A 13,131-nucleotide genomic window follows, 5' to 3' on the forward strand; every position below is an offset into this window, starting at 1 on the left:
GGGTGAACACTGGCGGAGCCAGAGCTCCGGCCCGGTGCCGGGAAAATAAACGTTCCCCGCGCACCCGACAGGGAGCCCTTATCCTTGCTGTCTTCCGACCCTGGGGAGGTTCAGACTATGCCGTCACGCGGGGAACGAGACTATTCTACTTGACGGCCGCCAGAATTAGGAATTCTCCAGCCACGACCATTCCGGGGCGGGGACGTCCCGCAATGTCGCCTTCAGCCACGCACACGCTGAGGGGGAATCCCGCCGCAACCTCCAACACCCAGAAGTTTTCCCCCGTCAGAGTGTTGGAATGCATCTCGGCGGCGGTGATTTTCGCAGCCAGCACGGCTCCGGCGTGTGCGCCCTGCTTTTGCAGGACGGAAACAGCCCCGGTCGAAATAAAGGTCGGCAGGGTTTCTTCCGGGGCGCGTTGCGGGCCGTCCAGAGCCGCGCCGAAAATTTTGGCGGTCTGGCTCGCCGCGTAACTTGCCACGTTTTCATACAGTTCGACGCGCTGCGCTAGGGCGGAAATGCCCAGTTTCCCGGCTCCTGCACGTCCGGGCTCGTGCCCCAGCCCGGCTCGCATCGCCACGCAGGCCTTACCTACGGAACGCTCCGTCCCCCCTTGTGTATCAACTATGTCAACCAAGGCAAAACGGTCTGCCATCTCGACCCAGCGCGCGTCCACCGCGGCACTAGCGTTGAAATCCTGGTGAATATCCGCAATCTTTTCCTCAACCACGTCAAACACGGCGACCGCGCCGGAACGATCCACGTACTGGAAAGTGCCGTTTTCCATGTCCCCCACCACCGGGGTGCATTGGTCAGCCGCCTGGGCCAGGATTTCATCGGCCCGTTGCTCAGTGGTCATCTCAAAGCCCACAGCCCGCCAGGTCGGTCCGATGGTAAAGACTTTCGTGCCGCCCTCACCGCTGGACAGGCCCAAAGCGTTTTCACTCGCCACACTCATGGTTTGCTCCTCATCAGCTGTTCACGGTTTTCCCCGGTTTGCCCTCGGGATTCTCTAAATTTCAAGTCTAAACCACAAGCGGGGGCGAAGCCGGTAAATCCACACTGATTTTCAAGCTATAATAAGCCTTGGTCGTGCAGTGTCGGACGTTCCACTTTCGGCGCGGACTTACCGCCCGCTCAACGATTTTCTGAGGCGCTGCTGAAGGGCCGCAACAGATTAAGGAAGTTGTAACTATGGCAAGAGTTGTCGTCTTGGGTGCGGGTATTTCCGGTCATACCGCCGCTATGCATCTGCGTCGCAAGTTGTCGCGGCGCAATCATGAAGTCGTGGTCATTTCCCCGCGCGCCAACTGGAACTGGGTTCCCTCCAACATTTGGGTGGGCACCGGAAAGATGAAGAAGAAGGAAGTGGTGTTTCCCCTCGCCCCGCTCTATAGGCGCAAGGGGGTCATTTTTCATCAGGCGGCCGCGAAAGTTATCTATCCCGAGGGTCGCGGCGATGATGCGCAGCCCCAGGTCGAGATGGAGTTTACGGGAGGCAAAAATAAAGGTAGGCGGGCTTTGGTGCATTATGACTACCTCATCAACGCGACCGGGCCGAAGCTGAACTTTGCCGCCACTCCGGGTTTGGGCCCGGATTGTGGCAACACGTATTCGGTTTGCACTCCTGACCACGCCGAACAGGCCGGGATCGAGTTTCAGAAAATCGTCCAAGAGATTAAAGAGACCGGGACACCCAAGCGGTTCGTGATTGGGACCGGCAACGGCGGGTGTACCTGCCAGGGCGCCGCTTTTGAGTACTGTTTCAACACTGAATATGACCTGCGTCAAGCGGGGGTTCGGGACCAGACCGAGGTCGTTTACCTCACCAACGAGGAAAAGCTCGGCGACTTTGGGATGGCCGGCATGCGGTTTAAGGACAACGGCTACTCTACCGACTCCCAGTTGTGGACGGAATCGCTGTTTCGGGAACGCGGGGTGAAAGCCATCACCGGCGCGGGGGTTCGCGAGGTGCGCCCACACGCTCTGACTTACGAGGATTATGACGGCAATATGCACGAGTTGTCCTTTGATTTCGCCATGCTGCTCCCGCCGTTTACCGGGGTCGCGCTGGAGGCCAAGAAACCTGACGGGACGTTGATTCCTGAAATGTTTAACCCGGCTGGGTTCATGAAGGTAGACGCAGACTATTCGAAGAAGAGCTCCGCGCAGTGGTCCCACGAGGATTGGCCCAAGACTTACCAGTCCCCGCTGTATAAAAACATTTTTGCCGCCGGGATTGCTTTTGCACCCCCGCACGGGATTTCGAAACCGCACCAGACTCCCAACGGCACCAAAATTACCCCGGCGCCGCCGCGTACCGGAATGCCTTCGGGCTCCATCGGCAAGGAAGTCGCCATGAGCATAGTTGACCTCATTAACCAAGGCCCCGAGGCGAAACTGCACGAAGCCTCGATGGCGGTGTTGGGGGCGGCTTGCGTAGCCTCAACCGGCACCGGCTTTAAGAAAGGCTCCGCGGCCGCGATGGTGATGTTCCCCATCGTGCCCAACTACGACAAGTACCCGGATAATGCCGGACGCCACCCTAAACTGAGTTTTGGACGCATCGGCCTGTTCGGGCATTGGACCAAGTTCCTGCTCCACGTGGGCTTTATCTATAAAGCGAAGTGGAAGCCGTTTTGGTGGATTATCCCCGAGTAACCCCCAACCCACGAAGAGAGGATTTTCATAATGACTGACTTTAGCGCGTCTCCCACGATTGAGGAGCTCAGCCCGGCCACCGCCGAACGGATTGCGGCGGCCCCGAACCCATCCCCGGCGACCTTGCGTCACCGCCAAAACCCGTTCCTCCAGCTGTTTTCCTTTGCGAGCTTTAACTGGCGGATCTTGCGCCTGGTGACGATCGCCAAGTTCGGTCCCCAGGACTGAGGTCACCAGGCGTTCAGAAGGCTGGGGCGGTTCCGGCCGCTGTTCGGTGGGGTCCTCAGGTCTTCACAAGGCGTGGGGTCGGCATTGCGGTCGGGCTCGACGTCGCGGTTTCCTGAGTTTTCCCTGGGCGCCGCCCAGCAATCTCCCAGGTTTTTTCGGCTTTTTTCCGCGAAATTCAGGGATTTATCCGTAATTGCGGAAAATATCGTGTGCTATGTTCTTGCATTTTGAGCAAACGTTCAGCTAATCTTAATACTGTCACAAGGTGGCACCAAAAATATCAACAAACGTTGTTGACCGATCCGAAAGGAATAAATTATGTGGAGCAACATTCTTCCTATCCTCCAGACTGTTGTCGAATGGTTGGCTAAGATTTTCAACTTCCTCGCCGGCTTGTTCTAAACAGACACTTTGTAAAGAAAAGCCGCTGCCCCGTCGATGATTCGGCGGGGCATGCTTTTCGCCGGTGTTTTGGTTGATTGGCACCACTGCCCCCGTGGCGTTGTAGCCCAAGTTTTCAAGATAAAATTCTTCCGTGTTGCAAAAACTTTCCCCCGTTAGCGCCCTAGACGACGCTATCGTTTCGGCGCGCGACTTGGTGCGTGTCTATGGGAAAGGCGATGCGCAGGTCAGGGCGTTAGACCACGTGGACATTGACTTGGCCCGCGGCGAGTTCACGGCCATTATGGGACCCTCCGGCTCCGGGAAATCCACCCTGATGCACTGTCTGGCGGGTTTGGACACGGTGACTTCCGGCTCGATTTTGATTGGCGGCGTTGAGATAGCCGGCCTGAAGCAGCGCGAGATTACCGCGATTCGCCGGGACAAAATCGGTTTCATTTTCCAGGCTTTCAACCTGATTCCGGTCATGGATGCCCGACAGAACATTGAACTACCAGCGATTATTGCCGGGAAACGGCTGAACCGGAAACGGGTCGAGGCCCTAGCCGCGCAAGTGGGGCTTTCCGAGCGGCTGCGCCACCGGCCTACTGAAATGTCTGGCGGCCAGCAGCAACGCTTGGCGGTGGCGCGAGCTTTGGCGAACAATCCGCAAATCATTTTTGCTGACGAACCGACCGGAAACTTAGACTCGACCGCGACCCTGCAGGTCCTGCGCCTGCTACGAGACACGGTCGATCGGGATAATCACACGATTTGTATGGTTACGCACGAGGCCGGGGCGGCGGCTTGGGCGGATCGTGTGCTGTTCTTGCGCGACGGCAAAATAATCGGCCAGCTGTTGCATCCTTCCGAGGCGGAAATTTTTGCCGCTATGACCGAGATTTCTGGCGATAGCGACGAGGCGAGCTCACCCTCGGCCGTGCCGGGGTCCGAAATGCCCCCAACCGTGCCGGCGTCCGATATGACCCCAGCTGCACAGGTGCCCGATATGCCCCCGCCGCCTCCCACGACACCACTGTTCCTCCCCGATTTAGCTCCGGTTACCCGGCCTGCCCCGGTGACAGTGAGCCGGCGGGAACGGCGCCAACGCCGGGAAAACCTCCCCACTTCCACACGGTCTGACCCGAACGCACTAACCAGCCCTGACGCACTGGTGGTGCGACCACAACCCGAACCAGACCCCCTCACCCGCACCGTACAGCCACAGCCGACCGCGACCAGCACCCTGAAAGTGCCCCCTCTCGAAGCCACACCCTGGTCTAGCCGCACGCCGAAATCCCTCGTGAGCCCCGCGCTTGAGACCACCGTCCCGCACCAAACACCGCGGCTACGCCACGCGGCACACCGGGCGAGCCCGCTTAAGGTGGATTGGAACTTCCCCGGTAACTCAACCGCCACAACCCCATCCTTACCGCCGCCTCCGACGGACGTATCCGCGTCACCGCACGTTTCTGGAAGCTAAGATGCGCAGATACGTCTGGCTGGATTTTAAGGCGCACTGGCGCAAGTACCTGATGACGCTGCTGGCGGTGGCGCTGGGCACGGCTTTTCTGTCTGGGACCCTGACTTTCAACCGGATTTTGTCCGACACTATGACAGCGCTGATTACCTCCGGCACCCACGGGGATGCTTTTGTCAGTGCCCCGAGCATTTCCGGCGATGATTCCGGGCTGAAAAATGTGCCCCGTCCCGTCACCTGGGAGGAACTCGACGCCATCAAAGCCATAGACGGGGTGAAATCGGCTGAACCGCAGCTCTATCTGGTGGCGACCCTGCTGAATCAGGATAATGAAACGATTGGGTCCAATCCTACGGTCGCGATTCAAAACGCGCGCCCGGACGCCAACTATGTGACCGGCTCTGCCCCGAAGGCCCCTACCCAGCCCCTCGACGCCACAACCGCGACAACTGATGCCAATGCGACAACCGAGTCAACCACTACTGACGGTTCTGCCGGTGAAGAGTCGCCGACTATCGGTGAAATCTCGGCTGAAAAATCGTTTGCGCAAACCAATGACTTGCACACCGGGGATCGAATCTATGCCATCATCGCTGGTCAAAAGTATGCCTACCGGCTCAGCGGCCTGTTTGATTACGGCGTGCCGCTGCTGGGAACGGGAATGCTGCAGCTTCCCGGGGAAGTCATGCGTCAGATGGCCACCACCCCCGAAGGTTTCACCGCAGAAATCGCGGTGAGCGCCAAACCCGGTGTGGAGCCAAACCGCCTGGTACAAAACCTAAAAACCGGTCTGAAAGAGGCTTTCCCAAACGATTACAAACGCTGGAAGGTCAAAAGCGCTGCGGACTACACCGCGGAACAATCCGACCTGATGGCTCCCGTGTTGGGGTTCGTCTCGAATATCTTGCTGGTCTTTGTTTGTGTCGCCCTGTTCATCTCGACTTTCATCGTCTCCAACACGTTCACCGCCACGGTGCGCAGTCAAACACGTCAACTCGCGATGATGCGGGCGGTTGGGGCTCAGCCGCGCCAAATTTTTGCCATCATTCTGGGTGAGGGTTTCGTGGCGGGCCTGATTGGTTCCCTCCTCGGAGCTGTGCTGGGCTGGGGGCTGGTGGCGCTGATTATGCAGATTTTGCGCCTGCGGGGCATGAACTTTTTGACCTCCGGCATTGTTTCCGGCTCGACCCTGGCGCTCACGGTTTTAGCCGGTTTGGCAGTCGTTTTGGTTTCCGTGCTGCGCCCGGCTCGTCGTGCCGCCGCGACCCCGCCCGTCCAAGCGATGTCTACGGCGCTAAACGGTGGGGACCTGCACTGGGGGCGGCGCCTGCTGGTGGTAATCATCACTCTCTCCCTCGGCCTATCGGCCGCCATCTGCGCCGTTAATTCCGTCTTTACCACGACGCAAAAGGGTCGGTCGATGCTTTACGGGGGCGGCGTGTTTTTCGTGGTGGTAGGCATTTTGGCGGCGGCGCCGTTGCTGGTCAGCGCGTTTGCGGCGCTACTGGGAAGGCTCGCTAAACATCTGTGGCGTCCGGTGGGTGAGTTGGCTGTCGGTAACCTGGGGCGCAACCCGAAACGCACCGCCACGACGGCGGGAGCTCTGTTGATTGGCGTCATGCTGGTCGCAGCCGGATCTTCGCTGGTGACCTCCCTGCAGGCCTCCTTTACGAAAACGGCTGGCGCGGAGCTGACCGCCAGTTTCCTGATTCAGCCCAGCCTCGCCTTAGCCGGACACAGCATCCCGGACGAACTGGTCTCTAGCTGGAAAAACACCCCGGGAGTGACGGCGGTCCAGACTTTCGCGCAAGCCCCCCTCACCTTGCAAACTAACGACAAAACGACCGGAAAACCTGGTGATTCACACAACGTCACCGTCACCGCCCTTCCCGACACCAAACCCGGAGTAACCCTGAAATCAGTGACGGGCCGCGCTGTTAGCGCTCCGGGAAAACTGCTGGTGGAAGACAAAACCGCCCGCAAGCTCGGGTTGAAGCTCGGTGATTCCGCGACCTTAACCCCCCTAACGTCAACCACTTCGGAACAGGAAACCCTAAAGGTAAGCGGCTTATTCAGCGCCTCTAACTTGGTTGACGCGACCGTGGTGGTGCATCCTCGCGATTTGGAATCGCTGCACCCGACGGGTCAGATTGCAAACAGCGGCGTGATTTTTACGAACCACACGGATCTGAAAGCACTCGGCAACAAACTAAAATCCCAGGTCGCCGCCATTGCTCCGGGCACGGTCACCGTGGCGTCACGAGCCGATCTGAACACCCAGCTCAACAAGTCTTTTGACATGATTTTGGCGATTATTTACGGACTTTTGGCGCTGTCGCTGATTATTGCGCTGGTGGGAATCATGAACACGCTGGCGATGTCGGTCGGGGAACGCTTGAGCGAAATCGGTATGTTGAAAGCGCTGGGGCTGTCGGGGCCGAAAATGGTCGCGATGATAGTCGGAGAGGCCCTGTTGACCGCTATTTTTGCGCTGGTGGTGGGGATTCTCACCGGGCTGGGCGCCACGTTTGGGTTGCAGCGCATCATGGCTGCTCGCGGTATCAGCAGTATGGTGGTCAGCTCTGAGCACTTGCTCATCCTGGTGGTATTGACCCTGGTCGCCACCGTTTTGGCCAGCCTCGGTCCGGCGCTGCGGGCGGTGCGCACCCCGACCCTCGCCGCCATCGCCACTACCGATTAGCGCAGGGGTTTACCGCCAGGTTCAACCGCGGTGCCTGGCTCCAGGCGAATCTCTGACTCGCACTCCTGTGCGGCACTCTTGGCGGCACCCCGAGCCACCGGAGCCAACGGAGTCACCACGCCACCCAAGCCACCACGCCTTCCGCGCTACTCACGCCACCCGCGTCGCCGCCCACAAAAGCACTTCAGCCGGCGTAACCGTTCGGATTCTGCGACTGCCAATTCCACGAATCTCGGCACATATCGTCCAAACCTAGGCGGGCCTCCCAGCCCAGCAGTTCCCGCGCCAAACTCGCGTCGGCGTAAACCGTGTCAATATCTCCCGGTCGGCGCCCGTCGATAACGTAAGGAATGGGTTTGCCGCAGGCTCGCTCCATCGCGTGCAGCAACTCCAGCACCGAATACCCCTGCGAGGTGCCCAGGTTTATCGCCTTCGCGCCCCGATGTTTCAGCCCGTAATCAATGGCGGCCACGTGCCCGCGCCCCAGGTCCATGACGTGAATATAGTCGCGCACCCCGGTTCCGTCCGGAGTGTCGTAGTCGTCGCCAAAGACGTGCAGTTTTTCGAGCTTACCGACGGCGACCTGGGTGATGTAGGGCATGACATTGTTCGGAATGCCTTTGGGATCCTCGCCAATCCGGCCGGAGGGATGCGCCCCAATAGGGTTAAAATAACGCAGCAGCACGGCGGAAAACTCGGGGTCGGCATGGCACACGTCTCGCAGCATAATTTCGTTCATCAGCTTGGACCAGCCGTAGGGGTTCGTAGCGGTGCCGGTCGGCATGGTTTCTTTCAGCGGGGACACCCCGTCGGCTCCGTACACGGTGGCGGAGGAGGAAAAAATCATCAGGTGACAGTCGTGGTCCCGCATGGCCCGCACCAGGGTCAGGGTCGCGTTGAGGTTGTTGTCGTAGTATTCCACCGGCTTGGCCACCGATTCCCCCACGGCCTTAAGTCCGGCAAAGTTAATGACCCCGTCAATCTGGTGAGATGCAAATATCCGTTGCAAAGCGTCGAGGTCGCGCACGTCTTGCTGATAAAACGGGATAGCCTCGCCCACGATTTCTGAGACGCGCGTCATCGCTTCCGCGCTGGAGTTATACAGGTTATCGACGCAGACCGCACGGTATCCCGCCTCATAGAGGCAAATCAGCGTGTGCGTGCCGATATATCCGGCTCCCCCGGCCACCAAAATAGTTTTCTCAGTCATTGTTTCTTTCCTTTTCTCACAAGGGTCCCCGCTGCGCTGGCGGGTAAAGGCGCTAGTTCACGGTGTTCGGGTTGAGGTTGAAAGTCTCTACCGCCCAGGGGAATCCCCACTGGAACAGCGCGGCCACCACTGCCAACACCAAAATCGCCATCTCGATGCAGCGCAGCCACTTCGGGCCGGGCATCACGGTAAACAGCCATTTGTACATTCTGGTTTCCTCTCTGTCTACCCGACCAAGCCCTCTGCCGGCGCGGAGCTGGCGTCGCCGGGCTTGACAGTCGTGTTCGGGTCAGCCGCCGGGGCATTGGTCCCATCTTGCGGCCCCTCCGGAGCGGTGCCCTGACCGGCCTGTTTCATTGCATCCAACCCTTTGAGCGCGAAAGGCCGGCCTTGCGTGCGCGGCACCCAGTAAGAAAACTTGGAATACACGATGAATCGCTGGGTGTTGCCGTATTCGGGGTGGCAAGTCGTCAGGGTCATCAGCCGTTCATGCGGGACGGTGTCTTTCGCCTCGTGAGGAACCGGGTAAATCACGTCACCTTGTGACGGCAGGACTATCTCCGTGGACCTGACCTGGTAAACCAGCCAGGCTTGCGAGGTTTCGACCACCAGCGGGTCGCCGGTCTGCAACTCGTGAACGCGGCGGAACGAGTTTCCATACGAGCGCCGGTGGGCGGCCAAAGCGAAGTTGCCGAGCTCTCCCGGCCCTTGGGTGTCCGTGTAGTGTCCGGCATAACCCGTGTCCAGCACGGCCTCGTTCGTGCCCTGCATGATGGGGATAACCATCGAGTCCCAACGCGGCACGTGCAGGGTGGCGAAAGTTTGGCCCACCGCGGGAATGGTGACGCCAGGAGGCGGGTCGGTGCGCTGTACTTCGGTCGTGGCGGTCGCATCGTTCGCGGTGGAGCTTTGGAAAGACTGCACCGCGGCCGCCGTAGCGCCTTGCACCTGCCAGGTCGTCACGTACAGCTGCCACACAACGAACAGTCCCAAGACGACACCGACCGTCAGCATGGTTTGTCCAATCCCGCTCATGACCAGGACCGATACGGGGGTGCGCCGGCGTTTCGCCGGGGAGGCTGTTTCGTCTGACTCGATTGGTTCGGTGGGTTCGGTTGTCGCGGTGCCCTGTTCCGGGGGACGGTTCGAGGTTTGCGGGCGGGTTTGTGGTATTGCCGGGGGTTCACCAGGGGTGAGCGCGGGGTTTGCGTGTCGTGTCGCGGCGGCCGGGGGGCGCGAAGGCGCGGGGGCAAAAGCGGGGACCGCCGGGTTCGCCGTGCCGGGTACCTGGTGATTCGCTAGGCCCGGCACCGGGGGATTCGCTAAGCCTGGAACCGGCGGGTTTGCCGCGTTGCGCGCCGGTACAGCGGGAGGAACCGGACGGTTAGGCTGGGGCAACGCGGGTCGAGCCGCGCCCGAAGTATCGGCCGGAGATTGGAAACCTGCAGGTGGAACCGCCCTTGTGACCCCTTGTGGAGCCACCTGGGGCGGTCGGACAGACGGCTGCGAGGACGGCTGCGCCCCGTAAGGAGGGACCCCGGCAGGCTGCGTAACGGGAGGCTGTACCACGGGGGGCTGGGCCGGAGCAGGCGACAGTGGCGCGGGTGACAGCGGTGCCGCAGACGGTTCCTGAGACTCGCGGCGCTGACGGCGCGAGGGAAACCGCTGTGGTACGGGACGCTCTTCACTCATTCCAACCCCTTGACGCGCGGATAAACCAACGTCCAAATTTTACCAATTTCCAAAGGTTTTGGCTTACGGTTATCATTAACCTGTTAAGCAATCTTTTGTCACAAGGAGTCATTGTGCCCGAATCCAAAAAGCGCAAGCGCGCCTCGAAAGTGGTTAAGTCTGACAGCGAGTTGCGTCCCTCGTGGACTGAGGATATGAAGCGCTCCCCCAGCTGGTATGCTCCGGCGGCCCTGATTATCATGGGCGTGGGTCTGCTGTGGATTGTGTTGCACTATATCCTGGCGCAAACCGCGGGGATTAATCTGTTGGGACTGGGCAACTGGAACATCGCGGTGGGATTCGGCGTCATCATGGTCGGTTTCATCATGCTGATGTGGTGGAAATAGGGCTTTTTTTCTGCTTAATTTTTATTGCTCGCCAACTCGGGGGGATCCGCGCGAGGCCTAGGGGGGTCACGGACCCCCCTCACTTTTCGTTGTGTTTACAACGAAAAGCACACCCCCTAGTCTCGCGCTTGGGTTCCGCCCCTTCGTTTTCCGAGCAATAACAGTAACAGCGAAAGCAAATCCGGGGGAGTGCTAAAAAACCGACCGGCAGCGTCAGCCGGTCGGTTTTTTGAAGTTTGTTTTTACTTGTCGTCGGCGACAACGACCAAGTCATCGTCGTCGATGTCCTCCCAGGATTCCTCAGCCCAGGGATCCTCGACCGGACGGCTTCGGCTGTACAAAATAAACCCAGCCACCGCGGCGGCTCCGGTCAACAGAATAGTCGCCAACCAGGGGTGACGAATCGGGCACTTCTTTTTGGGGTTCATAGCTGATTTGACTCCTTCACTAGCTTTGGAAACTTTTTCGGCAATAGTACCGTCACCGGCAACTGCCTTCGACACTGCCTCGTTTACGGCTTGCGCCCGCGGCAGGAGGTCTGTTTTCACCTTAGTGCCGAAGTCCCCGACGGCTCCGCGAGCCTTTCCAGCAACCTCGGCAGCATTCAGTGCCATGTCTTCCCCGGCTCGCTTCATGCAGTCCATATCGATGCATTTCGACAAGTTATCCAGCATTGGATCCTTCTTTCACTCACACCGAGCCGAACGGACACGGTTGGTACTATTTTGCCTCTTATTTGGAATTTTTGCAGGAAATAGGCATGTTCATTTTTCCTGACCGGCCCACAGCGGGGCCTCGCCGTGTGCGTTGAGAGTGCCTAAAATTGCTTTGCGCCTAGGCCGCGCGCATGAAAAGATAGAACTATGCAAGCAACAATTCACACTTCTGCAGGCGACATCAGCCTGGAACTTTATCCGCAATCCGCGCCGATCACGGTGAAAAACTTTACCGACCTGGCGACCGGTGCGCGTCAATGGACTCACCCAATTACCGGGGAAACCTCCACGGACCCGCTCTACAACGGCACGGTGTTTCACCGGGTCATCTCTGGTTTCATGATTCAAGGCGGGGATCCCATCGGTACCGGCACCGGCGGGCCGGGCTACGTATTTGACGACGAAATCGACCCGGCCTTGGGATTCACCGAACCTTACCTGTTGGCGATGGCCAACGCCGGCACGCGCGGCGGCCAGGGCACCAACGGTTCCCAGTTCTTTATCACGGTCGCCCCGACCACTTGGCTCAACGGCAAGCACACGATTTTTGGCCGCGTCCTGGACGATGCGTCTCGCGCCGTCGTAGACAAAATCGCCGCAACCCAAACGGACCGCTCGGATCGTCCCCTGGAGGACGTCATGATTGAGTCCATCGACATCACGGAGTAAACCCGTTTGACCCCGACACTCCGGCGGTTTTGAATGTACTGTTAAGTCATGAAAAACACCGCAACAGCCCCTAAGCCTTACGTGACTTGGGGGCTTTGTATTGCCTTAATCATCGTCTGGGTTGCCGAGCTGTTTATCCCCGGAGTCATTCAGAACTTTGCTTTTCTGCCGCTCCTAGGCCTGTTTGAGCCGTGGCGTTTCATCACCGCGGCGTTCCTGCACTCGGTGCCGACACCGTTCCACCTGGCGTTCAACACCTGGGCTTTGCTGGTGGTCGGCAGGGCGCTGGAGCCGGTCGTGGGTCACGTGAAACTGGCCCTCGCGTTTGTCATCAGCGCTTTCGGGGCGCTCATGGCGCAATGCCTGACCGTTTTTGTCGACCCGAACGCCTGGATTACCCCCACGGTAGGCGCGTCCGGGGCGGTCTTTGGGTTCTTTGGAATGGTCCTGGCGATTCAAAAGGTGCTGCGCCTGCCCTGGACAGAAATGGCGACCTTAATCGGGCTGAACTTTGTGATAGGGTTCATGGTTCCTAACGTCGCCTGGGTGGCCCATCTGGGGGGCTTGGTGGTAGGTCTGGTGCTGGGAGCCTACACCGGCTGGGTGCTGCGTCACGCGACCTACGTAGCAGTTCCGGGCACGGGCTCGGACGACACTCGCTTCGCGGCCAACGCGCCCGAGCCACTGCAGTATCCAGACCCCGCTCTCAGTTCACCGGACACTCCGGAGACTTCCAATGCAACGGCGTCAGACGGGGCGGATTCCCCGGCCGCTCCGGCCGCTCCCGTGGTGCGCCGAGTGACCAATACCACCACACGGCTGCGTGACCTGGCGGTTTACGGCGGAGTTTTCGCCGTGCTGATAGTGAGCAACTGGGCTTTCTATCATTTCAACTACGAGGCTATCTACAGTTTCTTTAAATAATTCCCCAGAAGCGGACTTATAAGGGGAGAATAGCCGGGTAGCTGCCATTATTGGCAGCTACGGCGCTATTTTCACGCTTTAGC

Annotated in this window: 14 protein-coding genes and 1 other RNA gene; 7 read left to right on the top strand and 8 right to left on the bottom strand. The window is 59.3% G+C overall.

What is annotated here, in order from left to right; translation table 11 throughout:
• Positions 1–44: 44 nt before the first annotated feature.
• Positions 45–140: signal recognition particle sRNA small type (gene ffs / locus RDL66_RS00225), an RNA gene on the bottom strand.
• Between the two features lie 5 nt (positions 141–145).
• Positions 146–958, bottom strand: coding sequence for a hypothetical protein (locus RDL66_RS00230; protein ID WP_308534496.1), 813 nt, complete (start codon positions 956–958; stop codon positions 146–148).
• 236 nt (positions 959–1,194) lie between these two features.
• On the opposite strand from RDL66_RS00230, the gene RDL66_RS00235 reads away from it, so the two are divergent.
• Together RDL66_RS00235 and RDL66_RS00240 are read left to right on the top strand one after the other, a co-directional pair.
• Complete coding sequence (locus tag RDL66_RS00235) at positions 1,195–2,661, top strand: FAD-dependent oxidoreductase (protein ID WP_308534497.1); 1,467 nt, start codon at positions 1,195–1,197, stop codon at positions 2,659–2,661.
• Positions 2,662–2,691: 30 nt separating this feature from the next.
• On the top strand, positions 2,692–2,889 hold the full coding sequence (locus tag RDL66_RS00240) for a hypothetical protein (protein WP_308534498.1): 198 nt from the start codon (positions 2,692–2,694) through the stop codon (positions 2,887–2,889).
• 258 nt (positions 2,890–3,147) lie between these two features.
• Here RDL66_RS00240 and RDL66_RS00245 read toward each other — a convergent pair whose 3' ends face one another.
• Entirely contained in the window at positions 3,148–3,402 is a 255-nt protein-coding gene (locus RDL66_RS00245) for a hypothetical protein (protein WP_308534499.1), read from the bottom strand.
• Positions 3,403–3,424: 22 nt separating this feature from the next.
• Here RDL66_RS00245 and RDL66_RS00250 point away from each other — a divergent pair, with 22 nt between their 5' ends.
• Complete coding sequence (locus RDL66_RS00250) at positions 3,425–4,753, top strand: ATP-binding cassette domain-containing protein (RefSeq protein ID WP_308534500.1); 1,329 nt, start codon at positions 3,425–3,427, stop codon at positions 4,751–4,753.
• Between the two features lies 1 nt (position 4,754).
• Positions 4,755–7,451, top strand: coding sequence for an FtsX-like permease family protein (locus tag RDL66_RS00255; protein WP_308534501.1), 2,697 nt, complete (start codon positions 4,755–4,757; stop codon positions 7,449–7,451).
• Here the strand turns inward: RDL66_RS00255 and RDL66_RS00260 are convergent.
• Genes RDL66_RS00260 through RDL66_RS00275 form a run of 4 tightly spaced genes read right to left on the bottom strand, consistent with a single transcriptional unit; the run spans position 7,448 to position 10,353 of the window.
• Positions 7,448–7,579 (bottom strand): hypothetical protein, encoded by a 132-nt coding sequence (locus tag RDL66_RS00260; RefSeq protein WP_308534502.1) that lies wholly within the window; start codon positions 7,577–7,579, stop codon positions 7,448–7,450. The two genes, RDL66_RS00255 and RDL66_RS00260, sit on opposite strands and share 4 nt — an antisense overlap.
• A gap of 56 nt (positions 7,580–7,635) precedes the next feature.
• Positions 7,636–8,661 (bottom strand): UDP-glucose 4-epimerase GalE, encoded by a 1,026-nt coding sequence (galE, locus tag RDL66_RS00265; RefSeq protein ID WP_308534503.1) that lies wholly within the window; start codon positions 8,659–8,661, stop codon positions 7,636–7,638.
• A gap of 52 nt (positions 8,662–8,713) precedes the next feature.
• The gene (locus RDL66_RS00270) at positions 8,714–8,869 is read right to left on the bottom strand and encodes a hypothetical protein (RefSeq protein ID WP_308534504.1); all 156 of its coding nucleotides are present in this window, start codon (positions 8,867–8,869) and stop codon (positions 8,714–8,716) included.
• Positions 8,870–8,886: 17 nt separating this feature from the next.
• Positions 8,887–10,353, bottom strand: a complete 1,467-nt coding sequence (locus RDL66_RS00275; protein ID WP_308534505.1) for a class E sortase — start codon at positions 10,351–10,353, stop codon at positions 8,887–8,889.
• Between the two features lie 113 nt (positions 10,354–10,466).
• On the opposite strand from RDL66_RS00275, the gene RDL66_RS00280 reads away from it, so the two are divergent.
• A complete protein-coding gene (locus RDL66_RS00280; RefSeq protein ID WP_299294914.1) occupies positions 10,467–10,739 on the top strand; it encodes a cell division protein CrgA in 273 nt (90 codons plus the stop codon).
• Positions 10,740–10,981: 242 nt separating this feature from the next.
• Here the strand turns inward: RDL66_RS00280 and RDL66_RS00285 are convergent, their stop codons facing one another.
• Complete coding sequence (locus RDL66_RS00285; protein WP_308534506.1) at positions 10,982–11,413, bottom strand: acyltransferase; 432 nt, start codon at positions 11,411–11,413, stop codon at positions 10,982–10,984.
• 189 nt (positions 11,414–11,602) lie between these two features.
• Here RDL66_RS00285 and RDL66_RS00290 point away from each other — a divergent pair, with 189 nt between their 5' ends.
• Together RDL66_RS00290 and RDL66_RS00295 are read left to right on the top strand one after the other, a co-directional pair.
• Positions 11,603–12,124 (top strand): peptidylprolyl isomerase, encoded by a 522-nt coding sequence (locus RDL66_RS00290; RefSeq protein WP_308534507.1) that lies wholly within the window; start codon positions 11,603–11,605, stop codon positions 12,122–12,124.
• A 48-nt stretch (positions 12,125–12,172) separates the two neighbouring features.
• A complete protein-coding gene (locus RDL66_RS00295; RefSeq protein WP_308534508.1) occupies positions 12,173–13,048 on the top strand; it encodes a rhomboid family intramembrane serine protease in 876 nt (291 codons plus the stop codon).
• Positions 13,049–13,131: the final 83 nt, after the last annotated feature.

Source organism: uncultured Mobiluncus sp. (genome assembly GCF_902488535.1).
In the GTDB taxonomy this organism is placed as follows: domain Bacteria; phylum Actinomycetota; class Actinomycetes; order Actinomycetales; family Actinomycetaceae; genus Mobiluncus.

Coding starts and splice junctions, on each gene's coding strand:
- RDL66_RS00230 (WP_308534496.1), bottom strand. CDS start 958: ATGAGTGTGGCGAGTGAAAACGCTTTGGGCCTGTCCAGCGGTGAGGGC.
- RDL66_RS00235 (WP_308534497.1), top strand. CDS start 1,195: ATGGCAAGAGTTGTCGTCTTGGGTGCGGGTATTTCCGGTCATACCGCC.
- RDL66_RS00240 (WP_308534498.1), top strand. CDS start 2,692: ATGACTGACTTTAGCGCGTCTCCCACGATTGAGGAGCTCAGCCCGGCC.
- RDL66_RS00255 (WP_308534501.1), top strand. CDS start 4,755: ATGCGCAGATACGTCTGGCTGGATTTTAAGGCGCACTGGCGCAAGTAC.
- galE (WP_308534503.1), bottom strand. CDS start 8,661: ATGACTGAGAAAACTATTTTGGTGGCCGGGGGAGCCGGATATATCGGC.
- RDL66_RS00270 (WP_308534504.1), bottom strand. CDS start 8,869: ATGTACAAATGGCTGTTTACCGTGATGCCCGGCCCGAAGTGGCTGCGC.
- RDL66_RS00275 (WP_308534505.1), bottom strand. CDS start 10,353: ATGAGTGAAGAGCGTCCCGTACCACAGCGGTTTCCCTCGCGCCGTCAG.
- RDL66_RS00285 (WP_308534506.1), bottom strand. CDS start 11,413: ATGCTGGATAACTTGTCGAAATGCATCGATATGGACTGCATGAAGCGA.
- RDL66_RS00290 (WP_308534507.1), top strand. CDS start 11,603: ATGCAAGCAACAATTCACACTTCTGCAGGCGACATCAGCCTGGAACTT.
- RDL66_RS00295 (WP_308534508.1), top strand. CDS start 12,173: ATGAAAAACACCGCAACAGCCCCTAAGCCTTACGTGACTTGGGGGCTT.